This is a genomic window from Pseudomonas mercuritolerans (genome assembly GCF_025706525.1).
GTDB classification, from domain to species: Bacteria; Pseudomonadota; Gammaproteobacteria; order Pseudomonadales; family Pseudomonadaceae; genus Aquipseudomonas; species Aquipseudomonas mercuritolerans.
This window is the reverse complement of sequence record NZ_JAMSHA010000002.1, coordinates 450862-466483: the sequence shown is the minus strand read 5'-3', so window position 1 is coordinate 466483 and position 15622 is coordinate 450862. Positions and strand designations below refer to the sequence as shown.

16 protein-coding genes and 1 pseudogene are annotated in these 15622 nt (G+C 59.3%); 7 read left to right on the top strand and 10 right to left on the bottom strand.

Annotation, left to right across the window (positions count from 1 at the left end; translation table 11 throughout):
• Positions 1-28 precede the first annotated feature (28 nt).
• Positions 29-1237, top strand: a complete 1209-nt coding sequence (gene gltS / locus ND528_RS06935) for a sodium/glutamate symporter (protein ID WP_263469964.1) — start codon at positions 29-31, stop codon at positions 1235-1237.
• 69 nt (positions 1238-1306) lie between these two features.
• On the opposite strand, the gene ND528_RS06930 is transcribed toward gltS, so the two are convergent.
• Complete coding sequence (locus ND528_RS06930) at positions 1307-2086, bottom strand: exodeoxyribonuclease III (protein WP_016772543.1); 780 nt, start codon at positions 2084-2086, stop codon at positions 1307-1309.
• 82 nt (positions 2087-2168) lie between these two features.
• Between ND528_RS06930 and pyrE the strand changes: the two genes are divergently transcribed.
• A complete protein-coding gene (gene pyrE / locus ND528_RS06925; protein ID WP_027616815.1) occupies positions 2169-2813 on the top strand; it encodes an orotate phosphoribosyltransferase in 645 nt (214 codons plus the stop codon).
• Positions 2814-2901: 88 nt separating this feature from the next.
• Here pyrE and ND528_RS06920 read toward each other — a convergent pair whose 3' ends face one another.
• From ND528_RS06920 to coaBC, 7 genes and pseudogenes are all read right to left on the bottom strand, one after another.
• Complete coding sequence (locus tag ND528_RS06920; protein ID WP_263469963.1) at positions 2902-3294, bottom strand: hypothetical protein; 393 nt, start codon at positions 3292-3294, stop codon at positions 2902-2904.
• Positions 3281-3853 carry a hypothetical protein gene (locus ND528_RS06915; RefSeq protein ID WP_123441840.1) on the bottom strand — a complete coding sequence of 191 codons (573 nt, stop codon included), beginning with the start codon at positions 3851-3853 and terminating at the stop codon, positions 3281-3283. Before ND528_RS06915 ends, ND528_RS06920 begins: the two co-directional genes overlap by 14 nt.
• A gap of 18 nt (positions 3854-3871) precedes the next feature.
• Positions 3872-4102, bottom strand: coding sequence for a hypothetical protein (locus ND528_RS06910; protein WP_016772547.1), 231 nt, complete (start codon positions 4100-4102; stop codon positions 3872-3874).
• 208 nt (positions 4103-4310) lie between these two features.
• The gene (gene argB / locus ND528_RS06905) at positions 4311-5216 is read right to left on the bottom strand and encodes an acetylglutamate kinase (protein WP_130912047.1); all 906 of its coding nucleotides are present in this window, start codon (positions 5214-5216) and stop codon (positions 4311-4313) included.
• A gap of 17 nt (positions 5217-5233) precedes the next feature.
• A pseudogene (locus ND528_RS06900) lies at positions 5234-6637 on the bottom strand (phosphomannomutase/phosphoglucomutase); the annotation flags it as partial.
• 239 nt (positions 6638-6876) lie between these two features.
• Complete coding sequence (gene dut, locus ND528_RS06895; protein ID WP_263469962.1) at positions 6877-7332, bottom strand: dUTP diphosphatase; 456 nt, start codon at positions 7330-7332, stop codon at positions 6877-6879.
• Positions 7333-7337: 5 nt separating this feature from the next.
• Positions 7338-8546: a bifunctional phosphopantothenoylcysteine decarboxylase/phosphopantothenate--cysteine ligase CoaBC gene (coaBC, locus tag ND528_RS06890; RefSeq protein ID WP_130912053.1), complete on the bottom strand. Its 1209-nt coding sequence runs from the start codon at positions 8544-8546 to the stop codon at positions 7338-7340.
• Between the two features lie 133 nt (positions 8547-8679).
• Between coaBC and radC the strand changes: the two genes are divergently transcribed.
• The gene (radC, locus tag ND528_RS06885) at positions 8680-9354 is read left to right on the top strand and encodes a RadC family protein (protein WP_095181239.1); all 675 of its coding nucleotides are present in this window, start codon (positions 8680-8682) and stop codon (positions 9352-9354) included.
• Between the two features lie 148 nt (positions 9355-9502).
• Here the strand turns inward: radC and ND528_RS06880 are convergent, their stop codons facing one another.
• On the bottom strand, positions 9503-11089 hold the full coding sequence (locus ND528_RS06880) for an ABC transporter substrate-binding protein (RefSeq protein ID WP_212617433.1): 1587 nt from the start codon (positions 11087-11089) through the stop codon (positions 9503-9505).
• A 446-nt stretch (positions 11090-11535) separates the two neighbouring features.
• On the opposite strand from ND528_RS06880, the gene rpmB reads away from it, so the two are divergent.
• Together rpmB and rpmG are read left to right on the top strand one after the other, a co-directional pair.
• Positions 11536-11769: a 50S ribosomal protein L28 gene (rpmB, locus tag ND528_RS06875; protein ID WP_007920377.1), complete on the top strand. Its 234-nt coding sequence runs from the start codon at positions 11536-11538 to the stop codon at positions 11767-11769.
• An 11-nt stretch (positions 11770-11780) separates the two neighbouring features.
• Positions 11781-11936 carry a 50S ribosomal protein L33 gene (gene rpmG / locus ND528_RS06870; RefSeq protein ID WP_016772554.1) on the top strand — a complete coding sequence of 52 codons (156 nt, stop codon included), beginning with the start codon at positions 11781-11783 and terminating at the stop codon, positions 11934-11936.
• Positions 11937-12096: 160 nt separating this feature from the next.
• Here rpmG and ND528_RS06865 read toward each other — a convergent pair whose 3' ends face one another.
• Complete coding sequence (locus ND528_RS06865; protein ID WP_016772555.1) at positions 12097-12459, bottom strand: cupin domain-containing protein; 363 nt, start codon at positions 12457-12459, stop codon at positions 12097-12099.
• 236 nt (positions 12460-12695) lie between these two features.
• On the opposite strand from ND528_RS06865, the gene ND528_RS06860 reads away from it, so the two are divergent.
• Positions 12696-14189, top strand: coding sequence for an aldehyde dehydrogenase (locus ND528_RS06860; protein WP_263469961.1), 1494 nt, complete (start codon positions 12696-12698; stop codon positions 14187-14189).
• Between the two features lie 261 nt (positions 14190-14450).
• A complete protein-coding gene (locus ND528_RS06855; protein ID WP_263469960.1) occupies positions 14451-15596 on the top strand; it encodes an MFS transporter in 1146 nt (381 codons plus the stop codon).
• Positions 15597-15622 lie beyond the last annotated feature (26 nt).

The following is a 15622-nucleotide window of genomic DNA, read 5'->3' as shown; positions in this document are numbered from 1 at the left end:
CGTGAATACTTAGCCAAGAATAATCCACATGATTGAGCTCGATTTCTACGGCACGCTCGTGGCCGCTTCCTTAGTATTACTGCTCGGACGCGGACTCGTTACGCGTGTCGGCTTTCTGCGAAGTTACAATATTCCTGAACCGGTGGCGGGCGGCCTGGTGGTTGCCGTGCTCCTGTTGATATTGCGCACTTGCGATATAGAAGTCCGCTTCGATACATCATTGCAAACACCGTTGATGTTGGCTTTCTTCGCCACGATTGGCTTGAGCGCGGACCTCGCCAGCCTGAAAAAGGGTGGTCGCGTTGTCGGCGTCTTTCTGCTGGCGGTCATTGGCTTGCTGGTGGTGCAGAACGCCATGGGAATAGGGTTGGCAACTTTGCTTGGGCTTGATCCTTTGATGGGCTTGCTGACGGGGTCCATCACGCTCGCCGGCGGTCACGGCACTGGCGCTGCATGGGGCGCGGTGTTCAGCGAGAAATATGGCCTGGCCTCGGCTTCGGAACTGGCGCTGGCCTCAGCGACGTTCGGTCTGGTGCTGGGCGGGCTGATCGGTGGGCCCGTCGCGCGGTTGCTGATCAAGCGTGTGCAGGTGCCGGGTTGCAGTGCGCAACAACCGCCGCGATTGCCAAAAGGTTTTGAACAGCCGAACAAGGAACGTTCGATCACGCCTTTTTCGTTCGTCGAGACGCTGGCGCTGATTGCCGTCAGCCTGCTCGCAGGCAATCTTTTGAATGGCTTGCTGCAAGGCACTGCTTTCGAGTTACCGGCGTTTGTCTGCGTGCTGTTTGTGGGTGTGGTGTTGCGCAACAGTCTGTCAGCGCTTGGCTTGTATCAGGTATTCGAGCGCGAAGTTTCCGTGCTCGGCAATGTCAGCCTCTCGCTATTTCTGGCAATCGCTTTGATGTCGCTGAAGCTTTGGGATCTGGCGGCGCTGGCATTGCCGATCTTCATTATTCTGGCCGTGCAGGCGCTGGTCATGGCGCTGTTCGCGATTTTCGTGACGTTCCGGGTGATGGGCAGCAACTATGATGCTGCCGTGCTCGCTGCGGGGCATTGCGGCTTTGGTCTGGGTGCCACGCCGACGGCGATTGCCAACATGCAAGCCGTGACGCAGCGCTATGGGCCGTCGCAGATCGCGTTTCTGGTGGTGCCGATGGTAGGAGCGTTCTTCATCGATATCGTTAACGTCATCGTGATCAAGTTGTACCTGGCCTTGCCATTCTTCGCTGCGGTCTAGCATAGACAGGCGCATAAAAAATGCCCGCATCTCACGATGCGGGCATTTTCTTTGGCTGCGATAAAACGCTTAGATGGTCAGCGTCCAGTCGTAGTCGACGATCAACGGCGCGTGCTGCGAGAACCGTGGCTGACGCGGCAGGCGTGCGCTGCGCACCGAGCGACGCAGGCCAGGGGTCAGGATCTGATAATCGAAACGCCAGCCCAGATTGAGCATCTCGGCCTGTTCGTTATCCGGCCACCAGCTGTACTGATCGCCTTCGCGGCTGACTTCGCGCAGCGCATCGACATAGCCCATGTTGCCGACAATCTCGTCCATCCAGGCGCGTTCCGGCGCGAGGAAGCCTGGAGATTGCTGGCTGTCGCGCCAGTTCTTGATGTCGAGTTTCTGCTGCGCAACGTACAGCGAGCCACAATAAATGTACTCGCGACGTTTGCGTCGCTGTTTGTCCAGGTACTTGCCGAAATCGTCCATGAGCTTGAACTTCTGGTTCAAGTCCTCATCGCCGTTCATCCCCGAAGGAAACAGCAAGGTGGCAATACTGACTTTGTCGAAATCTGCTTGCAGGTAGCGCCCGTAGCGGTCGGCCGTCTCGAAACCGAGACCGCTGATGACAGCCTTCGGTTGCAACCGCGAATACAAAGCCACGCCGCCTTGGGCAGGGACTTCAGCATCGCAGGCATAAAGGAAGTAGCCATCCAGTTGGAAGGCTGGGTCATCCAGTTCAAAGGCGGAGGCACGGGTGTCCTGCAGGCAGATGACGTCGGCATTCTGGGCTTGCAGCCAACTGAGCAAACCGCGCTCGACTGCCGCCTGAATACCATTGACGTTCACACTGATGATCCGCATAAATGGCCCCAAAAATCGCGTGCGTGTATGATACACGGCGTCAAGCTAATTAGCTAAATCCGTGGTATTTGGGGTTTTTTTCATGCAAGCGTATCAGCGCGATTTCATTCGTTTTGCCATCGATCGCGGCGTTTTGCGCTTCGGTGAGTTCACCCTGAAGTCCGGGCGCACCAGTCCCTACTTCTTCAACGCCGGCCTGTTCAACTCCGGTTCGGCCCTGGCGCAACTGGGGCGTTTCTACGCCGCCGCCATCGCCGAAAGCGGCATCTCCTTCGACGTCCTGTTTGGCCCGGCTTATAAAGGCATTCCGCTGGCGGCCACGACCGCCGTTGCGCTGGCCGAGCATCACGATCGTGACCTGCCATGGTGCTTCAACCGCAAGGAAGCCAAGGCCCACGGCGAAGGCGGCAGCCTGGTCGGCGCACCGTTGACCGGCGAAGTCTTGATCATCGACGACGTGATCACCGCCGGCACCGCCATTCGTGAAGTGATGCAGATCATCGCTTCCCAGGACGGCGCCAAAGCCGCCGGTGTGCTGATCGCACTGAACCGCCAGGAGCGTGGCAACGGCGAGTTGTCGGCGATCCAGGAAGTCGAGCGCGACTTCGGCATCCCGGTGATCAGCATCGTCTCGCTGAATCAGGTGCTGGAATTCCTCGCCGATGATCCGCAGCTCAAACAGCATTTGCCAGCCGTGGAAGCGTACCGCGCGCAATTTGGCGTGTGATCCATACCTGTAGGAGCTGCCGAAGGCTGCGATCTTTTGATCTTGTTTTTCAGGATCAAGATCAAAAGATCGCAGCCTTCGGCAGCTCCTACAGTGGTCTACGCAGTTTTTGCCATTTCCTGAGCAGTCTCAGCGCGAATCCGACATTGACCAGCGCAAACACCAATAGCGCAACAACCACCATCACGTACAACGTGCGATCCACATCGAAATCCCAAAGGTCCAGCGTGCTGCTACGCATGATCCCGACTGCTGCCGGCAAGTTAACGTAAAACAGCGCCACGAAAGCGCACGTCAATGGCAATGCTCGCCAGTAGAAAGCAGCCATCACCTTGTCTCGACTGCGCTTGCGGGCCTGCGAACCTTTTTGAAATTCATCCTCAGCCAGCGCTTCATTGAGCTCCGGCCACGCCAGATTGAACATGAACGTGGTCAGGGTCAGCAGCAAGCCACTGACCGCGACGATGTCACTGAACGGCATTCAGACCCAGCGTTGCACAGAGCAATGCGTGGGAATCTTCGCTGATCTCGAATTGCCCGGCGCTGCCCTTGCGTTTGGTGATGGGTTTGAAGGTCGGCTCGTTCTGGGTGATGAGCATGTTCAATTCATCGCGGATCACGTCCGAGCTGATCACCACCAGAAACACGTTTTGCGCATGTTCGGCGGACTCGATCACTGCGCGCATGCTGTGCTGCAGGATGTCGTCGAGCTGATTGCGAAAGCGCGATACGGTGTTCTTCAACAGGGTTTTGCTTTGGCTCTGGGTCAGTTGAAAGATCGTCGAGATCTGCGATTCGGTCGGCAGGGTTTGCCCGAAGTAACTCTGGATCAGATACAGCAGGCGATCCTGCTTGGCTTCGTCCGCCCGGCTGGGCATGCCGCCCTCGACCAGCATTTTCAGGTATTCGGTCAGACTGGCTTTGGCGATGCGCTCCAGCGCATGGGCGATTTCAGCGTCGCCGATGCGCAAGGTCTTTTTTACCGGTTCCTTTTGTTCCTGCTCGAAAGCATCGGCGTCGATCGTGAACGAGATCTGCATGGCTCAGGCGCTCCAGAATTATTTTTTGCTGGCAGCCGGCTTTTCGGATTTTTCCGGGTACGGATCTTGTGGGGCGTCACCCTGGCCGGTGAGGGTTTTCCAGCCGTTCAGGACATGCGCCGTTTTCCTGAACTGCGGGCAGGGTGGCATAGAGGTTTTGGCTTGATTGGAATAACGATGGCCGCAGTCCACGCATTCGTAGGTGCCTGCTGAAACATCGCTGCCGTAGGGAACGTAATCTTTCTGCATGAGTGAATCTCCGTTGGATGAGAGGAAGATCCTATGGAGATTTGTTCTGAGTGGATGTCGGACGTTTCGCTGTATCGAGTCAGGCTTTTCCTGCGCGCACCAAAAAATCGCAGCCTTCGTCAGTTCCTGCAAAAGCGGATTCTCGCATGTGCGAAATCCCCGTAGGAGCTGCCGAAGGCCGCGATCTTTTGCTTTCAGCTATTAGCGATCAGGGACGCTTGCGATTGCTGATCAGCGTACCCACGCCAGTGTCAGTGAAGATTTCCAGCAGGATCGCATTCGGCACACGACCATCGATGATCAACGAACTGCCAACCCCACCCTGAACCGCTTCCAGTGCGCAACGGATCTTCGGCAGCATGCCGCCGTAGATCGTGCCGTCAGCGATCAAGTCGTCGACTTGCTGAGTGCACAGGCCGGTCAATACATGCCCCGATTTGTCCATCAGGCCGGCAATGTTGGTCAGCAGCATCAGTTTTTCAGCTTTCAGTGCTTCGGCAACCTTGCCCGCCACCAGGTCGGCGTTGATGTTGTACGACTCGCCGTTCTCACCGACGCCAATCGGTGCGATGACCGGGATGAAGTTGCCTTTGACCAGCAGATTCAACAACTCCGTATTGATGCCGACGACTTCGCCGACATGGCCGATGTCGATGATTTCCGGCTGGGTCATCTCCGGGGTCTGGCGGGAGACGGTGAGCTTCTTCGCCCGGATCAGCCCGGCATCTTTACCGGTCAGGCCGATGGCGCTGCCGCCATGGCGGTTGATCAGGTTGACGATGCTCTTGTTGACCTGACCGCCAAGGACCATTTCCACCACGTCCATGGTCGCCGCGTCGGTGACGCGCATGCCGTCGACGAAATGGCTTTCGATCGACAGGCGCTTGAGCAGATCACCGATCTGCGGGCCGCCACCGTGCACGACCACCGGGTTGATGCCCACGGCTTTCATCAGCACGATGTCGCGGGCGAAGCCGGTTTTCAGCTCCTCGCTTTCCATCGCGTTGCCGCCGTATTTGATCACCAGGGTCTTGCCGACATAACGTCGGATGTAAGGCAGTGCTTCGGACAGGACCTTGGCAGTGTTGGCGGCGGCTTCGCGTTCGAGGGTCATTCAGGGCTCCGGGTGGATCAGAACGGTAATTGGAGATCAGGTGCAACGCGTTTCAGTTGGGCGTGGAACACATCCTTGATGCGCTGCAGTTCAGCCTCGTCATCGGCCTCGAAGCGCAGCACCAGCACCGGTGTGGTGTTGGATGCGCGCACCAGGCCCCAGCCTTTGGCGTAATCGACCCGCACGCCGTCGATGGTGGTCAGGTCGGCGCCTTCGCCCCACTGAGCATCGTGCAGTGCATCAATGATGCTGAATTTGCTCTCTTCGGTCACATGGATATTGATTTCCGGCGTGGAAATATCGTTCGGGAAGGTCGCAAACAGCTCTTCCGCAGTGGATTTTTCCTTGCTGAGGATCTCCAGCAGACGTGCGGCGCTGTAGATGCCGTCGTCGAAACCGAACCAGCGCTCCTTGAAGAAGATGTGCCCGCTCATTTCTCCGGCCAGCAGCGCACCGGATTGCTTCATTTTCTTTTTGATCAACGAGTGACCGGTCTTCCACATTAGCGGCCGACCGCCGTATTCCTTGATCAGCGGCACCAAACGGCGAGTGCATTTGACGTCGAAGATGATTTCCGCGTCTGGATTACGCGCCACTACGTCGCGAGCGAACAGCATCAGCAGACGATCCGGGTAGACGATGCTGCCGGTGTTGGTCACCACGCCGACGCGGTCGCCGTCACCGTCGAAGGCCAGGCCGATATCGGCGTTGGTTTCCTTGACCTTGGCGATCAGGTCGACGAGGTTTTCCGGTTTGCCCGGATCCGGGTGATGGTTCGGGAAGTTGCCGTCGACCTCGCAGAACAGCGGGATGACTTCGCAGTTCAGCGCTTCGATCAGTTGCGGGGCGATCACGCCGGCCGCGCCGTTGCCGCAGTCGACCACGACTTTCAGGCGGCGGGCCAGTTTGATGTCCTGGACGATTTCGGTGTTGTAGCGGTCGAGGATTTCGACCTGAGTGACGCTGCCCTGGCCGCTGCTCAGGTCATTGTTCTTGATGCGCTCGTGGAGCACCTGAATCTGCTCGTTGGCGAGGGTGTCGCCGGCGATGACGATTTTGAAACCGTTGTAGTTCGACGGATTGTGGCTACCGGTGAGCATCACCCCGGACTTGCCGGCCAGCACGTTGGCGGCGTAATACAGCGCTGGCGTTGGCACCAGGCCGACATCGCTGACGTGGCAACCGCTCTCGGCGATGCCGCGAATGAGTTCCGCGACCAGCTCCGGGCCGGACAGGCGACCGTCGCGACCGACCGAAACATTCGGTTCGCCCTGGGCCAGGCTCTGCGAGCCGATGGCACGGCCGATCCAGTAGGCGGTTTCACCGTTGAGGTATTCAGGCACGGTGCCGCGAATGTCGTAGGCGCGGAAAATGCTGTCAGGCAGCTTCGGGGCGATCTTGGCGGGGGTGCTCATCTGTGGACATGCTCCATCTCGAAAAGGGCGGGACAGACCGACGAAATGTTCGACGGCAGGCTCAAACTGAAGGGTATGACGGCGTTTTCCACAGAGAGTTCGTGCTATGAAAGGGCCATGATGCCTCGGCGGACCGGGCTCGCGACCAGCAAAACCTTGATTTACGGTGTTAAAACCTGCTGCCGATGTAGTGCATTTTTTGTGGTGAGGGGATACGCCCCCTCACCACAATAATTTCTATCCGGTTATTTGGTGCCGGTATGGCCAAAACCACCGGTACCGCGCTCGGTCTCGACAAACTCTCCAACCATTTCGAAATGCGCCTGCACCACCGGCACCAGCACCAATTGCGCCAAGCGTTCGCCGACGGTCATGGTGAAGTCGCTCTGGCCGCGGTTCCAGCAGGAGACCATCAGCGGGCCCTGATAGTCGGAGTCGATCAGGCCGACCAGATTGCCCAGCACGATGCCGTGTTTGTGGCCCATGCCCGAGCGTGGCAGGATCAGCGCGGCGAGATTCGGGTCACCGATATACACCGACAGGCCGGTGGGGATCAGCACGGTTTCACCCGGTTTGATCACGATGTCCTGTTCCAGCATGGCGCGCAGGTCGAGGCCGGCGGAGCCCGGGGTGGCGTATTGCGGCAGCGGGAATTCGGTGCCGATGCGTGGGTCGAGGATCTTGGCTTGCAAAGCGTGCATGTAAATTAAACCTGGTTCAGACGTTCGGCGATAAAAGTGACCAGTTGGCGAGCAATCTTGCTCTTGCTGGTCTGGGCGAAAACCGTGGCGTGCAGCTCACGGTCGATGACGCTGCAGGCGTTTTCTTCGCTGTTGAAACCGATGCTCGGGTTGGCGACGTCGTTGGCGACGATCAGATCGAGATTCTTGTCCTTCAGCTTGCGTGCAGCGTAGTCGAGCAGGTGTTCGGTTTCGGCAGCGAAGCCGACACTGAACGGACGGTCGGTACGGGTCGCGATGGTGGCAAGGATGTCCGGGTTGCGCACCATTTGCAGGACGAAGCCGTCACCGCTCGTAGGATCTTTCTTGAGTTTATGCGGGGCGACGACTTCAGGGCGGTAGTCCGCCACCGCTGCCGACGAGATGAACACATCGCAAGGCATGGCAGATTCGCAGGCGGCGAGCATGTCGCGGGCGCTGACCACGTCAATCCGCGTCACGCGATCCGGCGTCGGCAGGTGCACCGGGCCGCTGATCAACGTGACACGGGCGCCGGCTTCCACGGCTGCTTCGGCGAGGGCAAAACCCATTTTGCCGGAGCTGTGGTTGGTGATGTAGCGCACCGGGTCGATGTTTTCCTGAGTCGGACCGGCGGTGATCACCACATGCTTGCCGGTCAGGGCCTGGCGCTGGAAGCAATCAGCGGCGAGCAGCGCCAGATCGGTGGCTTCCATCATGCGGCCCATGCCGACGTCGCCGCAGGCCTGGCTGCCCGAGGCCGGGCCGAAAGTCTTCAGGCCACGGCTTTCGAGCAGTTGCAGGTTGGCCTGGGTCGCCGGGTCGCGCCACATCGCCTGATTCATTGCTGGCGCGACAGCAACCACGGCGTCGGTGGCCAGCACCAATGTGGTCAGCAGATCGTTGGCAATGCCTTGGGCCAGGCGGGCGATCAGGTCGGCGGTGGCCGGGGCGATCAGCACCAGATCGGCCCATTTCGCCAGCTCGATATGGCCCATGGCGGCTTCGGCGGCAGGGTCGAGCAAGTCGAGGTGAACCGGGTGGCCCGACAGGGCCTGCATGGTCAGCGGGGTAATGAATTCGGCGCCGCCATGGGTCATGACCACGCGCACTTCAGCACCCTGGTCGATCAGGCGGCGAACCAGATCGGCGCTCTTGTAGGCCGCAATGCCGCCGCCGACGCCCAGAACGATGCGTTTCCGATACAGCCGCTGCATAGGTCTGCCTTTCATTTCGTTGATGACTGCGGCGCGATGCCCCTCCCCAGGGTTGAATCGACCGCCAAAAAGATGGGCTACGATATCACAGCGACCGCTACGGAACAGCGGCGCCCACAGACAAGGAGGTGCTATGAGTATTCGCGATTGGCCGGCGGCGGAACGGCCGCGGGAAAGGCTGTTGGAACACGGCGCAGGGAGTCTTTCGGACGCTGAGCTGTTGGCGATTTTTCTGCGCACCGGATTGCCCGGAAAAAGCGCAGTCGACCTTGCCAGGCATCTGCTGACGCAATTCGGTGGCCTGCGTTTGCTGCTTGAGGCCGATCAGGACGCATTCAGCAAACAATTGGGCCTCGGCCCGGCCAAGTTCGCCCAACTGCAAGCCGCGCAGGAAATGAGCAAGCGCCATCTGGCCGAGCGCTCACGGCAGAAACCGGCGCTGGAGAACCCTCAGGTCGTCCGCGATTACCTCAAGGCGATGCTGCGGCATGAGCCGCACGAGGTGTTCGGCTGCCTGTTTCTCGATTCGAAACATCAGGTGCTGAATTTCGAGGCGCTGTTTCGCGGCTCGATCGACAACACCAGCGTGCACCCCCGGGAGGTGGTGAAGCGCGCGCTGGCCAATAACGCGGCGGCAGTGATCCTCTGCCACAACCATCCGTCCGGCAACACCGATCCGAGTCAGGCGGACAGGCTGCTGACCAAACGGCTACAGAAGACCCTTGAGTTGATCGACGTGCGAGTGCTCGATCACTTCATCGTCGGAGACGGCGAACCCCTGTCGATGGCGGAGTGTGGCTGGATGTAATTCTCGGCGCCAATTCTGGACCCTGTGGGAGCGAGCCTGCTCGCGAAGGCGTTTTATCAGTCAGCATCATTGTTTGCTGACAGACCGCTTTCGCGAGCAGGCTCGCTCCCACAGATTGTTTCCATCCACGGGTTGTATGTCAGGCAGGTTATTTGAGGCTGACCTTGGAATAATCCTGCCGTCCGAACGGGCTGACGGAATAACCCTGAACATCCTTGCGCGTCAAAGCGTAGGCCGTCGGGTGCGCCAGCGGCAGCCACAACGCCTGCTGCTGGATCTGCGCCTGTGCCTGTTCATACAGCTTGGTGCGCACGCCTTGCTCGCTGGTGGTCTTGCCGGCGCTGATCAGCTTGTCCAGATCGGCGTTGCAGTACCGCGCGAAGTTGGTCCCGGACTTCACTGCTGCGCAGGAAAATTGCGGGGTGAGGAAGTTGTCCGGGTCGCCGTTGTCGCCGGCCCAGCCCATGAACAGCAGGTCATGCTCGCCGGCCTTGGCGCGTCGAATCAGCTCGCCCCATTCGATCACACGGATCTCAGCCTGAATGCCGATCTCGGCCAGATCCGATTGCAGCATCTGCGCGCCGAGGCTCGGGTTCGGGTTGAGCAGGCTGCCCGATGGCCGCGTCCAGATCGTGGTCTGGAAGCCATCCTTCAAGCCGGCCTTGGCCAGCAGCGCCTTGGCTTTGGCCACGTCGTGTGGATAGCCCGGCAGGTTCTTCGCGTAGCTCCAGGTGTTCGGCGGGTACGGGCCGTTGGCCGCTTCGGCGGTGTCTTCGAACACCGCCTTGATGTAGTTGGCCTTGTCGAAAGCGAGGTTGATCGCCTGGCGCACTTCCGGCTTGTCCAGTGGCGGATGCTGGCTGTTGATGCCCACGAAAGCGGTCATGAACGCGTCAGTCTTTTCGACTTTCAGCGTCGGCTCCTTCAGCGCAGCCTGTACGTCCAGTGGTTTTGGCGACAGGGCGATCTGGCATTCATTGCGTCGCAGCTTTTGCAGGCGCACGTTGGCGTCCGGCGTGATGGCGAAAATCAACGGGTCGACCGCAGGCTTGCCACGGAAATAGTCCGGATTGGCCTTGTAGCGAATCGCCGCGTCTTTCTGGAAGCGATTGAACACGAACGGGCCGGTGCCGATCGGCTGGCTGTTGAGTTTGTCGGTGGCGCCGGCCTTCATCAGTTTGTCGGCATATTCGGCGGAATAGATCGAGGCGAAACCCATGCTCAGCGTCGCGAGGAAGGTCGAATCCGGATGGTCGAGGGTAAAACGCACGGTCAGCGGGTCGAGGGCGTCGATCTTCTTGATCAGGCTCGGCAGTTGCATCGACTGCGCATGGGGGAAGCCGCTCTGGGCGACTTTGTGCCACGGGTTGGCCGGGTCGAGCATGCGGTCGAAGCTGAACTTGACGTCTTCGGCACTCAGCTCGCGGCTCGGTTTGAAGTAGTCGGTTGTATGAAATTTCACCTGCGGGTGCAGCTTGAACACGTAGGTCAGGCCGTCGGTGCTGACTTCCCAGCTGTCGGCGAGGCTTGGGATGACCTTGCCACTGGCAGTGTCGAAATCCACCAGACGGTTCATCAGCACATCGGCCGAAGCATTGGTGGTGGTCAGCGAGTTGTACTGCACCACATCGAACCCTTCAGGGCTGGCCTCGGTACACACGCTCAGCGCGGCGGCCTGGGCGAGGGGGCTCAGCAGGAGCGGGGCGAGCAACAGAGGTAGGGCAGCGAGGCGCATGGTCGGTTTCCTTTACAGATCGAAGGCCCATCTGCAAGTGCAGTCTGGAAAAGTCCTACCCTAGAGCTCTGAATTGCAAATGACTATCCCCTTTTTGCATTTTCAGACGCACTCTTGCACGGTTTCGAGCGTGGGCAGCCAGATGAAAAGTCTGAATCGGCTGTAGGGCGGGATTTCTGCGACGAGTGGTCAAAACTGGCCGCAGCCTTTGTTCAAGGCGTCTGCGGCGGAAAAAATCGCCCTTTTGCCGATTGATTGCACACCGATTGTTGTTGCACCCCGGTCTTTCTGGTATAAAGCAGCGCTCTTTTCTAGGGGCCCGGTTCCTTCACTGTAGGTGTAGCCGGTAAGACCTCTAAAGAAACGCGGCGCCTGGCGCCAAATGACTGAGAGATTAAGCGGCCAACCCATGCCGGGTTGGGCATGTGGTTTTAGAGGGCTGAGGCATGTCGAGAGTATGTCAAGTTACCGGTAAGGGTCCGGTGACTGGGAATAACATTTCCCACGCAAACAACAAAACCCGTCGTCGTTTCCTGCCGAACCTGCAGCATCACCGCTTCTGGGTTGAAGAAGAGAAACGTTTTGTGCGTCTGCGCGTATCTGCCAAAGGCATGCGTATCATCGACAAGCGTGGCATCACTGTCGTGCTCGCCGAACTTCGCCGCGATGGCAAGATTTAAGGGAGCTAATCATGCGTGAATTGATTCGTTTGATCTCGAGCGCCGGTACTGGTCACTTCTACACTACCGACAAGAACAAGCGTACTACCCCGGACAAAATCGAGATCAAGAAATATGATCCGGTTGTTCGCAAGCACGTGATGTACAAGGAAGGCAAAATCAAGTAATTGATTTTCCTGACTGCGAAAAAGGCCTGTATCGTGAGATACGGGCCTTTTTTGTTTGCCGTGGATTTGGTGTTGCCTGTCCTGCGCTCCCACAATGGAATGCGTTCGAATGTGGGAGCGAGCCTGCTCGCGAAGAGGCCGGTAAAATCAGCGCAAAGACTCAAGCCTTCTGTTCAAAGATCACATAAACCTTGCGACAAGCCTCCAGCACTTCCCAGGTTCCGCGAAACCCCGCCGGAATCACGAAGCGATCGCCAACGCGCAAGGTCTTGGCATTGCCATCGCTGTCACGCAACACCGAAACCCCCTGCAGAATCTCGCAGTACTCATGCTCGGTGTAATTCACCGTCCACTGACCCACCGCGCCTTCCCACACACCCACGCCCATTTGCCCACAAGGGCTGTCGTATTGATGAAACACCGCCTGCTCAGGATCGCCCTTGAGCACCTTCGCCGGGTCCGGGCGATACCGCTCGGCTTCGCTGCTGGCGAGGCTGATGTCGACGACGTTCTGGATGTTCATTGTTGTTTTCTCCGCTAATGACGGCGCGTTGGCTGGAATGGGCCAAAGTCTATGTTTATTAAAATGAACACCGCAAGGCCGTATGGCCAGCTTATGTCAAATATATTGAAACAGACCCGGCCGCTGGTTTAGGGTGGCGGGTGCCTCGGGCCGAAAGTGCAGGCTGGCCGGGCAGAATTCTTGAACAGCGCCGCAGCGCTTGCGGTGCTCGTATTCAATAAGAGGAGGACACCCGAATGACCACCCCGACTCGTGCCGACTGGGAACAACGCGCCCGCGATTTGAAAATCGAAGGCCGCGCCTTCCTGAATGGCGAATACACCGACGCCGTCTCCGGCGAAACCTTCGAATGCATCAGCCCGGTCGATGGCCGTCTGCTCGGCAAGATCGCCAGCTGTGATGCCGCTGATGCCGACCGTGCCGTGGAAAACGCCCGCGCCACTTTCAATTCCGGCGTCTGGTCGCGCCTGGCGCCGACCAAGCGCAAAGCCACCATGATCCGCTTCGCCAGCCTGCTGAAACAGCACGCCGAAGAACTGGCGCTGCTGGAAACACTCGATATGGGCAAGCCGATCAGCGATTCGCTGTACATCGACGTGCCGGGTGCGGCGCAGGCGTTGAGCTGGAGCGGTGAAGCGATCGATAAGATCTACGACGAAGTTGCCGCCACCCCGCATGACCAACTGGGTCTGGTGACCCGTGAGCCGGTGGGCGTGGTCGGCGCTATCGTGCCGTGGAACTTCCCGCTGATGATGGCTTGCTGGAAACTCGGCCCGGCGCTGTCGACCGGTAACTCGGTGATCCTCAAGCCGTCGGAAAAGTCGCCGCTGACCGCCATCCGTATCGCTGCGTTGGCCATTGAAGCCGGGATCCCCAAAGGCGTGCTCAACGTACTGCCGGGCTTTGGTCACACCGTGGGCAAGGCGCTGGGTCTGCACAATGACGTCGACACGCTGGTGTTCACCGGTTCGACCAAGATTGCCAAGCAACTCATGGTCTATGCAGGCGAATCGAACATGAAGCGCGTCTGGCTGGAAGCCGGTGGCAAGAGCCCGAACATCGTCTTCGCCGATGCGCCGGACCTGCAGGCCGCCGCCGAATCCGCCGCCAGTGCCATCGCCTTCAACCAGGGCGAAGTGTGCACCGCCGGTTCGCGCCTGCTGGTCGAGCGTTCGATCAAGGACAAATTTCTGCCGATGGTGATCGAGGCGCTGAAAGCCTGGAAGCCGGGCAATCCGCTGGACCCGGCGACCAACGTCGGTGCGCTGGTCGATACCCAGCAGATGAACACCGTGCTGTCGTACATCGAATCCGGCCATAGCGATGGCGCCAAACTGGTCGCCGGCGGCAAGCGCATCCTCCAGGAGACCGGTGGCACTTACGTCGAGCCAACCATTTTCGATGGTGTGAGCAACGCGATGAAGATTGCCCAGGAAGAGATTTTCGGCCCGGTGTTGTCGGTGATCGCTTTCGACAGCGCCGAAGAAGCCATCCAGATCGCCAACGACACGCCATATGGTCTGGCCGCAGCGGTGTGGACCCAGGACATCTCCAAGGCACACCTGACCGCCAAGGCTTTGCGCGCCGGTAGTGTGTGGGTCAATCAGTACGATGGCGGCGACATGACCGCGCCGTTCGGTGGCTTCAAGCAGTCGGGCAACGGTCGCGACAAATCGCTGCATGCCTTCGACAAGTACACCGAGCTGAAGGCGACGTGGATCAAGCTGTAATTCATTAAGAGAGCCTGAGTTAATCAGGCTCTCGAACCTACAGAGATCCCCTGTGGGAGCGAGCCTCTGTGGTGAGGGGATTTATCCCTGTTCGGCTGCGAAGCAGTCGCTAAACCATTGCACGCGGTGTACCTGGTACATCGTGGTTGCAGGTTTTGGGGCCGCTGCGCGACCCAACGGGGATAAATCCCCTCGCCACAGGGGCTCGCTCCCACAGTGTTTTGGGTGAACACAAAAAGAATATCCACAGGAGCGTGGAACATGCGGTGGGCGACGTATTTCGCCGTGTTGGCGTCTGTCTTGAGTGTCGGCCTGGCCCTGGGGGTCAGCATGCCGCTGGTGTCGTTGCGTCTGGAGGGCTGGGGCTACGGCTCGTTCGCCATCGGTGTGATGGCAGCCATGCCGGCAATCGGCGTGCTGCTGGGGGCGAAGATTTCCAGCCATCTCGCCGCGTATTTCGGCACGGCGAACCTGATGCGTCTGTGCCTGTGGGCCGGGGCATTGTCGATCGGCCTGCTGGCACTGCTGCCGAGTTATCCGATCTGGTTGCTGCTGCGCCTGCTGATCGGGGTGATCCTGACCATCGTGTTCATCCTCGGCGAGAGCTGGATCAATCAACTGGTGGTCGAGCAGTGGCGTGGGCGACTGGTCGCGCTGTATGGCAGCAGCTATGCGTTGAGCCAACTGTCTGGTCCGCTGCTGCTGGGGGCGCTCGGTACCGAGCATGATTACGGTTTCTGGGTCGGGGTCGGCCTGCTCACGCTCTCGCCCCTGCTGCTGCTGGGGCGCAGCGGTGCGCCGAGCAGTGAAGCCAACAGCGTCACGTTTGGCGATCTATGGGGCTTCGCCCGCGAGCTGCCGGCGATTGCCTGGGCGGTGTCGTTGTTCGCCGCGTTCGAGGCGATGATTCTGACGCTGCTGCCGGTGTACTGCCTGCAACAAGGGTTCACCGCCGAAATTGCGCTGGCCATGGTTAGCACGGTGGTGGTCGGCGATGCGCTGCTGCAATTGCCGATCGGCGCGTTGGCCGATTACCTGTCGCGGCGCACGCTGTTTGCTGGTTGCGCGGTGGTGTTGATGCTGTCGAGTCTGGCCATTCCAATGTTGCTCGACACGCTGCTGATCTGGCCGTTGTGGGTGCTGTTCGGCGCCAGTGCCGGCGGCTTGTTTACCCTGTCGCTGATCCTGATTGGAGAGCGTTATCGAGACGATGCGCTGGTCCGCGCCAATGCGCATATCGCGCAGTTGTGGGGTGTCGGTTGTCTGGTCGGGCCGTTGGCAGCAGGGGCGGGGAGTCAGTGGATCAATGGGCATGCGTTGCCACTGTTGATGGCGGCGGGGGCGTTTGGCCTGGTACTTTTGTTGTTGCGCCAAGGGGCCTTTGGCACATCGGCCGAAGCAGTCTGAGCGCATCCCTGTGGGAGCGAGCCTGC